We start from the raw sequence: 15,658 nt of genomic DNA, 5'->3' as shown, positions 1-15,658 counted from the left end.
TAGAATAGTAAAGTATGTTTAGTAACTGATCACAACTAGCCGGCTAAACGAATACAAGAATCTAAGAGGAGGTATTCATCGTGAAACGTACTTATCAACCAAGTAAAATCCGTCGTTCGCGTAAACATGGTTTCCGCCACCGTATGTCAACTAAAAACGGTCGTCGTGTATTGGCAGCTCGCCGTCGTAAAGGACGCAAAGTTTTGGCTGCTTAATCCAAACGATTTATCAAGAAACCAGCGGAGACTCGAGACCGCTGGTTTTTTTTGTCTTAATTTATTGACTAAAGTCGATAGATTGGCAGGAAAGTTCCTCTTTTTGGCCAGTGTCTTTATTTAGGACTTCTACATACCAGTCTCCTTTGTGGCTAAATAGTTTGATAAATTGAACCTGAAGAGACTGCTGTTCATACTTAATTGGAAAAAATTCTCCCTGCCTGTGCAATAAAATATCAAGAATGATTCGCAACTGAGAGTTGTTGATTGTTTTCCTGACTTCTGGTTGAAGGATTTTCTCAATTTTTTGAATCTTGCTTAACTGCTGTTCTGAAATCGAGTTTTCAAATTTTTCTTTTAATTTTTGCAGGTCAATATCAAAAGGGCACATATTGTAGTTTTCCAGAGTCAGCATGGAAAAATACAAGGCAGAAATTTCATCTATGGAGAAAATAATAGGAGATAACAAGTCGTTGCTAAGAATTTTATAACTGCCATTCCGACCTAAATCAGAATAAATAGGAATTCCCAGCGTTTCAAGGCTGGCAATATCACGAAGGGCAGTGCTTTTTGAAATATGATATCGATTCATAATATCTTTTAGATTGAATTGTCTTTTCTTATTGAGAAAAATAAGCATATCGTTAATTCTTTGAGATTTATTCATGCTAAGCTCCATATTTTTATAAAATGGTTTCAAATAATGATACCTTTTTATATTATACTAGTTTTAGAGAAAATAATAAAGGAGTCAAATATGAAGCAATATTTTAAGGCCTTATTGGCAGAACAGACAGAAATGGCCCTAGCAACTTCTGTAAAGGATATCCCAAATGTAAGAATTGTAAATTTTTACTATGATGAGGAGACAAAGAAATTGTTCTTTATCTCATTTAAAAATAGTCATAAAATCCAAGAGCTGGCAATCAATAATCGTATTGCTCTTACAACAGTCCCGAAAGGTGATGGGAGGTATGTCCGGATTCAAGGAAGAGTCAAAGAAAGCCAACTTTCTATTGAGGATATAAGAAGCGTTTTTGTCCAGAAGTATCCTTATTATCAAGATATTATTGAGCAACACATAAACTCCTTGCAAGTTTTTGAAGTCTCTTTTTCTGATGCTTTCTTGGTCTTAGATAATAATCAAGTTGAGAAAATCAAACTATAAGGAGAAAATAGATGGTTGAGATAAAAAGATGCAATTGGGCTGAAAATAGTGAGCTTGAGAGAAATTATCATGACCATGACTGGGGGCGACCTGTGCATGACGAGCATAAACTCTTTAAAATGTTGATTTTGGAAGGTCAGCAGGCGGGCTTGAGCTGGCAAACTATTTTGTCAAAAATGGATGCTATGACAGAGGCTTATGAAAACTTCAATCCTGAAATACTCTCCAACTATGACGAGCAGAAGATTGAAGAATTGCTTAGTGATCAAAGAGTGATACGAAATAAGCTGAAAATAAAGGCAGTTATAAAAAATGCTAAAGCCTATTTAAAACTAAAAGAAGAATATGGTAGTTTGGATTCTTATATTTGGTCTTTTGTAAAGAATGGACCGATTGTCAATTCATGGTCTAGTATTGAAGAGGTGCCCGCTCGAACGGATCTATCCGATAAAATTAGTAAAGAACTCAAAAAGAAAGGTTTTTCTTTTGTTGGTTCTACGACTGTATATGCCTTTATGCAGTCCATTGGCATGGTCAATGATCATTTGCTGACCTGTGATTTGAGAATATAATTTTTTTCCTTTGAATGAGAAAGGTGAGCGGTCTATTATCGAACACCGGTAAATGATGTAAAAAAGGAGAATAAAACCAGAAAGAAATTGATTTTCTTTCTGGTTTTTTGTGTATAGTTAAGTACAGTTGCTTATTTTGCTACTGGTAAAAGTATTGGATACAGATAGCAGAGTAAGGTAAAGCTTATCAGGGCGTAAAAGATACCGATGCGGATAGCTTGGATAGGTTTATAGAAACGAATCAGGGTCAGTAGGCACCAGACTAAGAGAACTAGGATGAACCAAGCCGAAATCAAGCGCAGCGGTGTTGGTCCGTAAAGGTAGATATAGATGCCAAATAATTTCCAGCCAGCTAGCAAGGCCAGCAGACCCGTAAAGATAAAGAGAATAGTAGCTGCGGATCGTGTCCCTTTCTGGTCCCAGAGCGGTTTTTTGGCAATCAGATAGAAGACGCCTAGGACTGCAAAGTTAAGGATAGAGACCCGAACCAGCTGCCAGAAACCAGCTACGGCAACAGTCGAAGCATTCTGGGGAGAAATAGACTGAGCTACTGTTCCGGCGCTTAGGAGCTGACCGAGCTCACCCAGACCCGTCAGGAAAAAGAGCGCATAGGTCAAGCAGAGGCTGCCGATGATAATGTAGGCTGCGAAAGCGGGTGCTACTCGCAAAGGGCGGATACTTGCTTGGAATTTTTTGTAGCTAAGTTTAGTATCTTTTTTGCCTAACAGACTGCCGGCTAGGAGGCCATACAAGTAGAGACTGACAGGAACAGCCAGGAAGGCCTTGAAGAGAATCATGCTGCTATCAAGACTTGAAAAGAGGGAGTCAAGTAGATTCTCAATAATATCAGCGGTATTGCTGAAGAAGGAGGCAAAGCTGTCTGAAACCTGACTTAGCTGGGACCAGACAAAGTAGACCAAGATTCCTGCTACAAAGAAGCTGCTGACAATAATCGCGAGCTGTTGGGATTTCTTTGAAGATAGACTATCAGAGCAGTCGGAAGAGTCCTGCTGCTTGCCTTCTATAAAGACTAGAATAGCAGCAATGAAATTTTTAAAGGGCAGGATACAGAAGACTTGAATGGCATCAAACCAGACCAGGATACCCAAACGCCCCTGGCTTAACCAGCCGGTGCGGGACAGAATATAGAAAGCGAATGAGATGTGGATGGCTAGAAATTGAAACAATTCTAGCTGACGATGAAGCCCCCAGAGACTTAAAGCCAGAGCTTGAGCTAGCGTCATGATCAGAAAGCTTCTAGCCTCTAATCTGCTGCCAAGATTTTTTATCTGCAGTGATGGATAGGCCAATTTCCTGATTAGGGCTTCGCTTAGCAATATAAGACCAATTGCAAAAGGGAAAAAGGATGCAGTTTGATAATTAAAAAATACTGCAGAGTAAAAGTAGGTTAAAAGATAGAGGATTAGATAGCTGATTTTAAAGAATCGCAGTTGCTTATCCTCTAGGCCTGTGAAGATGGTCTGTCGTTCTGCTTCTGCGGGCAGACAAGGCTGGACATTCATCTGCTCTTGTGCTGGATATTCCATAATTATTTCTCCTCCTCATCGTCAGGGATATACTCCAAAATGTCGCCAGGCTGGCAGTCTAGTTCACGGCAGAGAGCGTTGAGTGTTGAAAAGCGGACGGCCTTGGCTCGATTATTTTTTAGGATAGATAGATTGGCTGGTGTTAGGTCAATCAGCTCTGCTAAACGGCCAGCACTGATGCGCTTTTGCGCCATGACAAGGTCTAAATTTATCTGAATCATAAGACCTCCTAAATAGTGTAGTCCACTTGATCCTGCAGCTCAATGGCCTTGCCAAAGGCGTTGCGGATGACACGGATAATCAGGGTCAAGATACTGCAAGAAACAGTGACTAAGAGCATGGGCAAATAGGCTGTCAGTCCCATAAAGAGGGAGATAAGAGCGACAGTGCCGACTTCCCAGCCAAGATAGCGCATGTACTGAACATTTTGTGTGATAAAGACCTGATTTTTACCGATGCGGCTAAGGAGCCGATAGAGATGGACAATGCAGGCCAGCGCTAGGCAGCCTAGGACATAGCCGAGCAGCAGCAAGATCCAAAAACGCGTCTCCCCTTGAAAGAAAGGAGAGGGAAATTTGATAACTAGATTGACGACCCAAGGTCCAAGAGCAATCAGGATAATGGAAGCAATAAATAAAAGGCTGATACTGATTTTTGTAAGAGTAATGCTCATATCTTCAGCAGTCTTTTTCATTTTGTCTGTCATAATTTCCTCCGACTAACGTTTCATTTCTTAGTAACTATAACACGACTCTTATCGATAATCAATAAAAAACTATCGAAAAAAGATAAAATCAGTCTTAAGGACTAGATGAAAGATTCTAAAAAGTTCTTATTGTATAGAGATGGATTTCTTGTCAGGAGATGAACAGAGTGGAAGACGATGAATATTTCGCCTGATTTTTGGTATAATGAAAAACAGGAATTGTATACTCTTTCTGGTCAGAAGCGGAGTATGTGTAAGGAGGGAAGAATCTGTGGGTGTAAAGCTTGTTCACTATCGTAGTAAGTTATATGAATTTCTCATGGTGCCTGCCATCGTTTCAAGGGATGATAAACATATGTGGAAGGATTTACGGCAGAATCAAAAGGAGCTGCTTCTTGATGTACAGCCGCACTATGATAAGCTCTATCAGGCTTTACTTCCTTTGAAAAGCGAGCTTGTTGCGGTTAGTTTGTTTGAAGGAGCTACGGTGGGACTGGCTCCGCTCCTCTACCTCTACTTGCTAGAAAAAGGAGAAGATCCGGCCAATTTGCATGACTTGTTAGAATGTCTGAAAAAACTAGACGCAAAGCAAATCATCTATTGCTTATCACTTAAGCTTTCTGCTGGGGAAGTTGCCAAGGAACGTCCTGAGAATCTGCTGGCTTTTATAGAGAATAGTGATAAGTCTCCGGAAAATAAATGGTACTGGTACCAAGCTATTCAGCATCCAGAGAAGCTTCGGAACCAATTAGTTTCCTTGTTGGAAAGAGTGTTCGAGCTCTATCAGCCTATTTATGAGCAGTTTGAGCAGGAAGTACTAGCTTTTGAACAAGAATTTAGCCTATCTGATGTGATGGATGACGAAGAGCAGAATGCCAAGCTCTTTGAAAAGGACACACAAATATTTGTTCTGTCACCCATGTTTATTGACTCTTTTCTCGAAAAGGTTCCTGATTTCACTTCCTATTCCTTAGTCCTTTCGACGAGAAGTTCCCAGTTATCAAAGGCGGAATCGGAGCTTAATGATGAAACATTGGCTCTGACCTTAAAAACTCTTGGTGATGAAACACGCTATAAAGTCTTGATTGAATTGATTCAGCCGCATGCCAAGAATAAAGATATAGCTAAAAAACTGGGGCTTACAAGAGCCTCTATCTCATTCCATACGCAGAAGCTGCTAAATTCTGGCTTGCTGGAGCTTGTGGTGGATGATGATTCTGTTAAATACACGGTCAACAAAGAACTGATTCAAAAAATTATAGAGAAGCTCAAACAAGACCTAAAATAGTTTGAGAAGACCTGGATTCATTCTAGGTCTTCTTTTTGTAAAATAATAATCTAATAAAAATTTGACAATTGACTAATTTATTGCTATGATTTGTTAAACAAAAATCTAACAAGAGTAAAGGAGATGTCGTATGATTGTTTTTACAAAAAACAAAAATTTTCGCCAGTTGCTCATCAATCAATGGATTTCAGGTTTTGGAGACGTTGTTTTTTATTTGGCTTTGATGAACTATGTTTCCGCCTATTCCTTTGCTCCACTTGCGGTTTTATTGATTTCTCTTTCTGAAACGCTACCCCAGTTAATTCAAGTTTTTACGGGAGTTGCGGCGGACTTTCAAAAGAATCGTATTCATAAATACCTGCTTATACAGTTTAGTAAGGTCGTGCTATATAGCCTGGTAACGTTTTTGCTTCTTGGACAAGATTTCTCTTTCTTGACTCTGCTTGTGATTTGCCTGATTAACTTTCTGTCGGATAGTCTGAGTTATTTTTCAGGTGCCATGCTGACCCCTGTTTATGTAAAGGTGATTGAGCAAGATATGACCTCTGCTATGGGCTTTCGACAGGCTAGTATGAGTCTGGTTCATATTTTGGGGAATCTAGCTGGCGGTTTTCTCATCGCTTGGATGAGTATTGGAGCTTTGGCAGGACTAAATGCTCTGACATTCTTACTAGCTTACCTTGGTTTTTGGCATATTAGTAAAAGCTTACAGGATTTAGAACCGGAGCTCAGCAGTGCCAAGGAGCTAAATAGAGAAAATTATTGGCAGCATTTATTGGATTCTCTTAAAGTCTTACTGGGATTGAAAAATGTTGTGAGGTTATTATTGGTTTCAACCTTTGGACAGGTCACTCTGAATATTCTGACGCCAGTAGCGACTCTTTTGTTGCTGAAAAGGCCTTTTTGGAATTTGCAGGTTGGTCAGTCCATTGCCGTGTTAATTGTTCTAAGTTCCGCTGGTCTGATCTTAGGAAATATTTTGAGTGGCAGTTTGCTGAAAAAACTTTCGACGAAGCTTGCTATGTATAGTAGCCAAGTATGTGAAGGTTTTATTCTTTGCGGTTTTTTCTGGCAAAATTTTTTACTTGTCCTGATAGCGAGCTTTGCTTGCTCTGTTACAGTCGGTCTGCTGAGTCCAAGATTGCAGAAATCTGTTTTCAGCCTAATACCAGAAGAGTCCATGGGAGCTATCCAGTCAGCTATTAATTTATTTAGCATGGCTGTTCCTAGTGTTTTATCTATGCTGTTGATAGCTCTTGCCAGCAGTTTGGGGGTTATTTATATTCTCCTCCCGCTTGTGTTAATGCTGGCACTGTCTTTCTACTTGATTATTCCAATGGAGAACTTGAAGGCAGATTCGGATAGCTGTTGAATGGCAGCTATCTTATTTTTCTGCTTTGAAGAGACTTCTGATTTTTCAGGTCATTTTTGGTATAATAAAGGACAGGAAATACAAGGAAGTAAACCATGAAGATTTTTGATACACACACGCATTTAAATGTGGAAGAATTTGCTGGTCGAGAGGAAGAGGAACTGCAGCTGGCTGCAGAAATGGGCGTCAGCAAAATAAATATTGTCGGTTTTGACCGACTGACTATTGAGCGCGCCTTGGAGTTAGCAGACAGTTATGATCAGCTTTATGCTACGATTGGCTGGCATCCGACTGAGGCTGGGACTTATGATGAGGCGGTGGAAGCCTATCTGCTGGACAAGCTTCGTCACCCCAAAGTGGTGGCTCTGGGCGAGATTGGGCTGGACTATCACTGGATGACTGCGCCCAAGGATGTTCAGGAGCGGGTGTTTCGACGCCAAATCCAGCTCTCCAAAGAACTGAACCTCCCCTTTGTCGTTCACACACGTGACGCATTGGAGGATACCTATGAGATTATCAAGAGTGAGGGAGTTGGTTCTCGGGGCGGTATCATGCACTCTTATTCCGGTTCTTTGGAAATGGCAGAGCGCTTTATCGAGCTAGGGATGATGATTTCCTTTTCTGGAGTTGTTACCTTTAAAAAAGCGACGGATATTCAAGAAGCTGCGCAGAACCTGCCTTTGGACAAAATTCTCGTCGAGACTGATGCGCCTTATCTAGCGCCTGTTCCCAAGCGTGGCCGAGAAAACAAAACAGCCTATACTCGCTATGTGGTAGAGAAAATTGCTGAGCTGCGTGGGCTGACTGTCGAAGAAGCAGCGCAGGCGACCTATGACAATGCAAAGAAGGTGTTTGGGCTTGACTGATAAGATAAAAATCCCTCAGGTAATTGTCGTTGAGGGGAAGGATGATACAGCCAATCTGCAGCGATTTTATGAAGTTGATACTTATGAGACGAGAGGTTCCGCTATCAATGAAGAAGATCTAGAGCGGATTGAGAAACTGCACCAGCTGCGTGGCGTTATTGTCTTTACTGATCCAGACTACAATGGCGAGCGTATCCGTCGAATGATTATGGAGGCAGTGCCAACTGCTCAGCATGCCTTTCTCCGCCGTGATGAGGCGGCTCCCAAGTCTAAGAACAAAGGTCAATCGCTGGGAGTAGAGCACGCTTCGTTTGCAGATTTGCAGCAAGCATTGGCTGGTCTAGTCGGATATTTCGATGATGAGGATAATTTTGATATCAGCAAAAGTGACCTCGTAAGACTGGGACTGCTTATGGGAAGTGACAGCCGTCAGCGCCGAGAGTATCTGGGTGATCAGCTCCGCATCGGCTATTCTAACGGCAAGCAGCTGCTTAAACGCTTGGAATTGTTTGGGGTGACCTTGACGGAAGTGGAAGAAGTGATGCTTAAGTATTCAGACTAACGGAGTCAAAAATGAAAAAAGTAATTATTACGGGCGGCAATAGTGGTATTGGCTATCAGGCTGCAAAACAGTTGGCTGAAAAGGGGTGGTCAGTGACCTTATTCTGCCGGCGAAAAGAAGCTGCTGAGCAAGCCTGTGAGAAAATCCGTCAACAAACAGGAAATTCGCATGTAGATTATATCTTGGTTGATTTATCTGAGATGAAGAGCGTCAGGAAAGCAGTGGAGCAGTATATCCAAAAAGAAGTGACTTTAGATGTTTTAATTAACAATGCGGCTGATTTTGACTTATCAATCAAAAAGCCAATTCTTACCAAAGACGGATTGGAAAAACAATTTGCGACCAACGTGGTTGCTCCCTTTTTACTTTCTACCTTGTTGAAGGGCTTGTTAGAAAAGTCAGAAAGTGGCCGAATTATTAATGTTTCTTCTCAAGGACTGGTGCTTTATCCTTTCATGAAGCTTGATTTTGAAAATTTATCCGGTCAAAAACATTACAGTCCTGCTAAGACATATTATCAGAATAAGCTGGCCTTGTTGATTCTATCCCTTTACATGCAGAAACAGTGGAAAGGCATCAAAATTCAGGCAATCCGTGTAACCAATGTCAAAGTTGATATGCGCCGCTATGATCACCTCAGCGCTTTTATGAAAAATCTGTATAAAATTAAGTCGAGATTTTCGATTGGTCCTGAAGAAATGGCGAAAGTCTATACAGCCTTATCTACAGAAGATGGTTATGAGGGCTTTTTGTATGATGAGAAATGCAGAGAAGTAAAGGCTAACGCATTTGCTTACAAGGAAGAAGAGCAGAAAAAACTTTGCACTTTGCTTGAGCAAATGACTTTCTTAAAAGATAACGAATAAAGAATTAGAAAAGAGAAAAGATGCGTATTGCAGACCATAGTGTGACCCGTGCCATTCTGGAGCGTCACGGTTTCACTTTTAAAAAATCTTTCGGTCAGAATTTCCTGACTGATACCAACATCCTCCAGAAGATTGTGGATACAGCCGAGATTGATAAAAATGTCAATGTCATTGAAATTGGGCCTGGTATTGGGGCTTTGACGGAATTTTTGGCGGAAAATGCTGCAGAGGTCATGGCCTTTGAGATTGATGATCGGCTAGTGCCGATTTTGGCGGATACTCTGCGCGATTTTGACAATGTGACAGTGGTCAATCAAGATATCCTCAAGGTTGATCTGGCTCAGTACATAGCAGAGTTTAAAAATCCAGACCTGCCTGTCAAGGTAGTGGCAAATCTGCCCTACTACATTACGACGCCTATTCTTATGCATTTGATTGAAAGCGGAATTCCTTTTAGTGAGTTCGTCGTGATGATGCAGAGAGAAGTGGCCGATCGGATTTCGGCTCAGCCGAATACCAAGGCTTATGGTAGTTTGTCAATCGCAGTCCAGTATTATATGACGGCCAAGGTTGCTTTTATCGTGCCGAGGACAGTCTTTGTGCCAGCGCCTAATGTAGATTCGGCTATTCTCAAGATGGTGCGCAGAGACCAGCCTGCTGTTGCGGTACAGGACGAGAAATTCTTTTTCAAGGTCTCCAAGGCCAGCTTTGTCCACCGTCGGAAGACTCTCTGGAATAACCTGACTAGTTGTTTTGGAAAGTCAGAGGAGACTAAAGGTAAATTGACAGCGGCTTTAGAACGAGCTGACTTATCTCCAAGTGTTCGGGGAGAAGCTCTTAGTTTAGAGGAATTTGCGCGCTTGGCAGACGCTTTGAAGTCTGAAGGATTATAAAAAAATAGAAGATCGCTCTATATAGCTGGTCTTCTATTTTGCTAATGAGGTAAATATGAAAGTGAAATTTCTGTCTTTGTTTTCTGCCCTGCTCTGGTTTTCGCAGTCTTTACTCCATTTCCTGCTTATGCTAGGTCTGCCTCTGGGATGTTTGGTATTTGGCGGCACTTATATAGTATTTCCTTTATGGCTGAGGCCTGTCAACTTCCTGCTTTTCTTGCTGTGGGGTTTCTTTAGTTTCAGTTATTTATCGTTTGGAGGCTGGCTAAGAAGTAGCTTGGAGTCTTCTGTTCTGAGAAAGATCATCTTAAGTGGAACTGTTTTTCTCTTTTTGGCTACTGTTTTCAATTTCTTTGTGACCGCGAGTCTATTAGAGAAGTATTTAACAGGGGGACTGACCTTTCTGGCTTTTCTCAGCAGTGTAATTCTACTTCATAATAACAAAAAAATCCTATCAATCATGATAGGATTGCTTTTTATGCGGAGGAAGGGATTTGAACCCTCACACCCGTACGGGCACATGCGCCTGAAGCATGCGTGTCTGCCGTTCCACCACCTCCGCTTGAGATTCTATTATAACTTATTTTTGTGAAAATGCCAATAGAGAATATCAGTTTTTTTCATACAGTAAAAAAAGCGGAAAAATTTCTATTTTTTTCTTTACTAAAATAGTTCTATAATATTGCCATTATAGTAAGTATTTGTTACAATAAGATTAATTACTTATTTAGGTAACGAAATAAAAAAGGAGAATGTTATGAAACTGAAAAAATGGCTGCTGTTTTTGATGCTGCCCCTTCTGTTTTTGCTGGATTTGAAGCTGTTTACAGCAACTGCTCAAGCTGATGCTTTGAAGAATGCAATCACAGACATTAAAATCTGGGATCATTCTAATGGCCGCGAAGCAACCAAGGTTAACGGTGCTTACAATTTGGTCCAAGGGGGGAATTATCGCTATGAGCTAGTTTTTGATTTGTCTGCTTACGATAACAAGCTCAAGGATGGGGATACCTTTACCTTTACAGTACCGAACGGTGCAACCATTGCTGATGGTACAACTTTTACTCTGACGGATAATGAAACGCAGGTCCAACTTGGAGCGGCTAAGATGACGTCGAATGGTTCGGGTAAGGGTGGTCTGATCACGGTTACTATTCAGAATTTGGCAGATTACAAGTCTAAGACAACTGCTAGTGGAGTAAGAGGGAGCTTCTTCTTTGATTTTCAGGCGACGACAGTAGGTGCTGATCAAGACTGGAATTATAAGCCTGAGGAAACTCAAGGCGCGATGAGCCATAAGGTAACCATTAACGAGCGCAAACAAAACAGTTTTTCAACAGCTGGTGAAAACTACGCTAAGATTGGAGGGGTCATTGCTAAGAAGCCATATAATTCGGCTATTCTAGGCAAGAGCGGTGACTACTCGCATAACTGGACTGTTCGTATCAATACTCAGCAAAAGACCTATAATTCTCCGATTGTTATCAAGGACGTCATTCCAGATAGCAGTGCACCAATGCAATTCGTTCCGGAGCAACTTGTCCTTCGCCAAGGGGAGTACACACAGAGTTTATCAAGTATTGCGAATTCTGTTATCTTGAAAGAAGGTCAAGATTATACGGTTGCCTATAATGACACTTATACAGAGTTTACTCTAACTATCAATAATCCAGGTAATCGTGCCTTTATGTTGAACTATATGACAACTTCACCAGCTGATGGTTCTTTGGTATCCAATACGGCTGAGATGGAAGTTGATAATACAAAACTGCCATTCAGAGATGATCGTCCTGGTCAGACGAGCTCTACGGTAGAGCGCAGCAGCCGGATTACAGAAGGCGGTGTTATCACAGCGGATATCAGCAACAGTCTGGTTCTCTATAAGCAGGATTCTAAGACTGGCAAAATGCTGGAAGGTGCTGTCTTTAAGGTGACAACTCCTAGCGGCCAAGAGATTACTCTGCCGCCGACTGATGCTAACGGGCGGGTTTCTACACAGCCTTTCTCAAGTGAAGAAATCAAGAAAGGCCAATTCACAGTAGAAGAAGTCACAGCTCCGGAAGGCTATGTACTGGACAGCAATCCGATGAAAGTGACTATCAAGGCTGATGGTGCAGTCAAAACAGTCAAGAATACGGTAGATCCAAATGCCAGCAAAAAGCTGACAGTCAAGAAAATTTGGAAAGATGAAAGCAATCAGGACGGCAAGCGTCCAGCTTCTATTGCTGTAGATGTCTACGCTAACGGTCAAAAACTGGCTGATAAGACAGTGACCGTAACTGGCGGTAGTACAGATGCGGAGTGGACAGCTCAGACAACTGATTTACCAATCTTTGATGCAAGCGGTCAAAAAATCACCTATACAATCGGTGAAGATCAGCTTGATGGTTACGATGCTCCAGAAGTAGATCAGGGGAATCTCACTGTTACCAATACTCGTACGCCAGAGAAAATCGCTATCAAAGCCAGCAAGAAATGGGATGATGCCGAGAATCAAGACGGCAAACGTCCTGCCAATGTTGTTGTCAAACTTTATAAAGAAGTCGGCGGTCAGAAATCAGAAGTTGCGAACCGAACTCTGACTGAAGCTGACCAGTGGGCAACCGAGTTCGCCAACTTGAACAAATATGAAAAGGGACAAGAAGTTGTTTATTCTCTGGAAGAAGACGCGGTCCCTCACTATCAATCTCAGGTAACTGGCAATGCTGCTGACGGCTTTGTAGTGACCAACACTTACAAACCAGAAACAATCAAGATTTCTGGTCAGAAGAAGTGGGAAGATGCGGAAAACCAAGACGGCAAGCGCCCAAATGCTGTTAGAGTCAAGATCTTGAAAGGCCAAGATATTGTCGATGTGCAGGAAGTGACGGCTGCTAACGGTTGGAAATATGAATCTAATCCTCTTCCTAAATATGCGTCAGGTCAAGAAATTGCTTATACTGTTGCAGAAGAAGCTGTACCGGGCTACACGAGCAAGGTGGACGGCTACAACATCACCAACTCTTACACCCCAGAAACGGTCAAGGTTTCCGGTCAGAAGAAATGGGATGATGCGGAAAACCAAGATGGTAAGCGTCCAGCTTCTGTTAAGGTTAAAATTCTGAATGGTGATACGGTTGTTGATGAGCAAAATGTGACTTCCGCTAACGAATGGAAGTATGAGTCCAAGGCTTTGCCTAAGTATGCGGCAGGCCAAGAAATCACTTATACCGTAAGTGAGGAAACTGTTCCAGGTTATACTAGTAAGGTAGAGGGTTACAACATCACCAATTCTTACACTCCAGAGACAACGACTGTGTCTGGCAGCAAGACTTGGGAAGATGGCGATAACCAAGATGGCAAACGTCCAGCTTCTATCACAGTTAATCTGCTGGCTGACGGTCAAAAAGTCAATACCCAAACAGTCGGAGAGGCAGAAGGCTGGTCTTACAACTTTACTGGCTTGCCAGTCTACAAGGATGGCCAACGAATTACCTATACAGTAACGGAAGAAGCTGTACCGGGTTATTCAACTAATCTTAATGGCTACAATATCACTAACTCTTATACACCAGAAAAGACAGAAATCACTGCTAGCAAGACCTGGAATGACAGCGACAATCAAGACGGCAAGCGTCCAACTAAGATTAGCATTAAGCTGATGAAGACAGTCGGCGGTGTCAAGACAGAAGTCGCTAGCAAGGAAGTGACGGCTGCTGATCAATGGCAAACTAAATTTGAAAATCTGCCAGTTTATGAAAATGGTCAGAAGATTGATTACTCTATCGAGGAAGATGATGTAGCTGGCTACACTAAAGAAATCAAAGATTTCACTGTTACCAACTCTTACACTCCAGAGATGATCAAGATTTCTGGTCAAAAAGTCTGGGATGACGCGGATAACCAAGACGGCAAGCGTCCAGCTTCTGTTAAGGTTAAGGTGAAAAATGGCGATACTGTCGTAGATGAGCTGGAAGTAACAGCTGCTAACGATTGGAAGTTTGAGTCTAAAGCCCTTCCTAAGTATGCAGCAGGTCAAGAGATTGCCTACACAGTTACTGAAGAAGCAGTTGCGGACTATCAAACTAAGATTGATAAGTTCACCATTACTAATTCTTACACTCCTCAAAGTACGGAGTATGCTGTTACGAAGGTCTGGGATGATGCTAATAACCAAGATGGCAAGCGTCCAGCTTCTATCACAGTGCAACTGTATAGCTCAGTAAACGGTCAAGAGCCAGTTGCTGTCGCAGGTAAGACATTGACCTTGACGGCTGCTGATAAGGCAGATGACAACACATGGAAAGCAAGCTTCACCAATCTGCCTCAGTTTGACAAGGGACAGGAGATTACCTACTCTGTCAAAGAAGATGATGCAACAGTAGCCGCTTTGAAAGAAAAAGGTTACAGTCCGAAAGTAGAAGGTCAGACAATCACTAACTCTCATACTCCAGAGCAGGTTAAAGTTTCTGGTCAGAAAGTTTGGGATGATGCAGATGATCAAGATGGTAAACGCCCTGCATCTATTACAGTTAAAGTAATGGATGGAAGCACTATTGTTGATACGCTTGAAGTAACAGCTGCTAATGGATGGAAGTTTGAATCTAAAGACCTGCCTAAATATAGAAATGGTCAAGAGATTGCCTACACACTTAAAGAAGATGCTGTTGCTCAGTATGAAACTAAGATTGATAAGTTCACCGTTACCAACTCCTATACTCCAGAAACCGTTAAAGTCTCTGGTCAAAAGGTTTGGGATGATGCTAATAATCAAGATGGCAAGCGCCCAGCATCTATCAAGGTCAAGATTTTGGACGGAGACAAGGTAGTAGATGAACTGGAAGTAACAGCTACTACTGACTGGAAGTTTGAGTCTAAGGATTTGCCTAAGAATAGGAAGGGCAAGAAAATCAACTATACAGTCCTTGAAGAAGTGACGGTTGAGGGGTATAGCAGCAGCCAAGAACAAGCAACAGATGGTAGCTTCACTTTGACTAACAGCTATAAACCAACACAGATTGCTGTTAAGGGAACTGCGGTATGGTCAGATGCTGAAAATCAAGATAAGGTACGACCTTCTAAGATTACTGTTCGCCTCTTGGCAGATGGCAAGCCAATCAAAGAAGAGGTTGTGTCAGGAGAAAATGGTTGGCAGTATGACTTTAGCGGCCTTCCTAAGTACAAGGATGGCAAGGAAATTGTCTATAGTGTTGCGGCTGATCCAGTTGATGGCTACAAGCTTGAGATCAACGGTACTCAGCTGACCTTTAGTCATATCCCTGCTAAGAAAGAGGTTGTTGACGGAGCGATAACTAATAAGCCAGGCGGTCAAGCTCCGAAAGTCGGAGGGAAAGCTCTTCCTCGTACTGGACAGGAAGAAAGTCTTCTTGTTACTATTCTTGGCTTCTTAGCGGCTCTTCTCGCAGGAGGAATGCTGATGGCTAAGGCGAAACGCAGCTAATCAGTTTTGTGACTTACTGAAAATTACAGTGAGCATCTCATTCGATATAAAAAAGCGAACAGGTTCTTTTGGACTTGTTCGCTTTTATCATGCCGTTTTTATTCCAAATATTTTAAAGCAGCTGCTTTCTATGAAAAATGGATCCAACCTTAAGAAATGCCTT

14 protein-coding genes, 1 tRNA gene and 1 pseudogene are annotated in these 15,658 nt (G+C 41.9%); 11 read left to right on the top strand and 5 right to left on the bottom strand.

What is annotated here, in order from left to right:
- Positions 1–80 precede the first annotated feature (80 nt).
- Positions 81–215, top strand: a complete 135-nt coding sequence (rpmH, locus tag PCY71_RS07990) for a 50S ribosomal protein L34 (protein WP_075202721.1) — start codon at positions 81–83, stop codon at positions 213–215.
- Positions 216–276: 61 nt separating this feature from the next.
- Here rpmH and PCY71_RS07985 read toward each other — a convergent pair whose 3' ends face one another.
- Positions 277–894, bottom strand: a complete 618-nt coding sequence (locus tag PCY71_RS07985; RefSeq protein WP_048773899.1) for a YafY family protein — start codon at positions 892–894, stop codon at positions 277–279.
- Positions 895–918: 24 nt separating this feature from the next.
- On the opposite strand from PCY71_RS07985, the gene PCY71_RS07980 reads away from it, so the two are divergent.
- Entirely contained in the window at positions 919–1,383 is a 465-nt protein-coding gene (locus PCY71_RS07980) for a pyridoxamine 5'-phosphate oxidase family protein (protein ID WP_048774131.1), read from the top strand.
- Positions 1,384–1,394: 11 nt separating this feature from the next.
- A complete protein-coding gene (locus PCY71_RS07975) occupies positions 1,395–1,955 on the top strand; it encodes a DNA-3-methyladenine glycosylase I (protein ID WP_048773901.1) in 561 nt (186 codons plus the stop codon).
- A 131-nt stretch (positions 1,956–2,086) separates the two neighbouring features.
- On the opposite strand, the gene PCY71_RS07970 is transcribed toward PCY71_RS07975, so the two are convergent.
- From PCY71_RS07970 to PCY71_RS07960, 3 genes are read right to left on the bottom strand one after another with little or no spacing between them, the layout of a single operon-like run.
- Positions 2,087–3,502 carry a DUF4153 domain-containing protein gene (locus PCY71_RS07970; protein WP_048773902.1) on the bottom strand — a complete coding sequence of 472 codons (1,416 nt, stop codon included), beginning with the start codon at positions 3,500–3,502 and terminating at the stop codon, positions 2,087–2,089.
- A gap of 2 nt (positions 3,503–3,504) precedes the next feature.
- Positions 3,505–3,723 (bottom strand): helix-turn-helix transcriptional regulator, encoded by a 219-nt coding sequence (locus PCY71_RS07965; RefSeq protein ID WP_002899126.1) that lies wholly within the window; start codon positions 3,721–3,723, stop codon positions 3,505–3,507.
- An 8-nt stretch (positions 3,724–3,731) separates the two neighbouring features.
- Entirely contained in the window at positions 3,732–4,208 is a 477-nt protein-coding gene (locus PCY71_RS07960) for a DUF2975 domain-containing protein (RefSeq protein ID WP_048773904.1), read from the bottom strand.
- Positions 4,209–4,413: 205 nt separating this feature from the next.
- Between PCY71_RS07960 and PCY71_RS07955 the strand changes: the two genes are divergently transcribed.
- The 7 genes and pseudogenes from PCY71_RS07955 to PCY71_RS07925 all read left to right on the top strand — a co-directional run.
- The gene (locus PCY71_RS07955; protein ID WP_048773907.1) at positions 4,414–5,496 is read left to right on the top strand and encodes a helix-turn-helix transcriptional regulator; all 1,083 of its coding nucleotides are present in this window, start codon (positions 4,414–4,416) and stop codon (positions 5,494–5,496) included.
- A 130-nt stretch (positions 5,497–5,626) separates the two neighbouring features.
- Positions 5,627–6,868 carry an MFS transporter gene (locus PCY71_RS07950; protein WP_048773909.1) on the top strand — a complete coding sequence of 414 codons (1,242 nt, stop codon included), beginning with the start codon at positions 5,627–5,629 and terminating at the stop codon, positions 6,866–6,868.
- A gap of 95 nt (positions 6,869–6,963) precedes the next feature.
- Entirely contained in the window at positions 6,964–7,734 is a 771-nt protein-coding gene (locus tag PCY71_RS07945; protein WP_009660099.1) for a TatD family hydrolase, read from the top strand.
- Positions 7,706–8,296 carry a ribonuclease M5 gene (rnmV, locus tag PCY71_RS07940; protein WP_192837344.1) on the top strand — a complete coding sequence of 197 codons (591 nt, stop codon included), beginning with the start codon at positions 7,706–7,708 and terminating at the stop codon, positions 8,294–8,296. Before PCY71_RS07945 ends, rnmV begins: the two co-directional genes overlap by 29 nt.
- 11 nt (positions 8,297–8,307) lie before the next feature.
- Positions 8,308–9,162, top strand: a complete 855-nt coding sequence (locus tag PCY71_RS07935) for an SDR family NAD(P)-dependent oxidoreductase (RefSeq protein ID WP_048773911.1) — start codon at positions 8,308–8,310, stop codon at positions 9,160–9,162.
- A gap of 20 nt (positions 9,163–9,182) precedes the next feature.
- Positions 9,183–10,055 carry a 16S rRNA (adenine(1518)-N(6)/adenine(1519)-N(6))-dimethyltransferase RsmA gene (rsmA, locus tag PCY71_RS07930; protein ID WP_048773912.1) on the top strand — a complete coding sequence of 291 codons (873 nt, stop codon included), beginning with the start codon at positions 9,183–9,185 and terminating at the stop codon, positions 10,053–10,055.
- 55 nt (positions 10,056–10,110) lie between these two features.
- A pseudogene (locus PCY71_RS07925) lies at positions 10,111–10,503 on the top strand (hypothetical protein); the annotation flags it as partial.
- 31 nt (positions 10,504–10,534) lie between these two features.
- Here PCY71_RS07925 and PCY71_RS07920 read toward each other — a convergent pair.
- Positions 10,535–10,617 (bottom strand) — tRNA-Leu (locus PCY71_RS07920).
- Between the two features lie 195 nt (positions 10,618–10,812).
- Here PCY71_RS07920 and PCY71_RS07915 point away from each other — a divergent pair.
- Entirely contained in the window at positions 10,813–15,495 is a 4,683-nt protein-coding gene (locus PCY71_RS07915; RefSeq protein ID WP_301412503.1) for a Cna B-type domain-containing protein, read from the top strand.
- Positions 15,496–15,658 lie beyond the last annotated feature (163 nt).

This window comes from Streptococcus sp. SN3, assembly GCF_030439905.1.
This window is presented reverse-complemented; position numbering and strand designations above follow the sequence as displayed.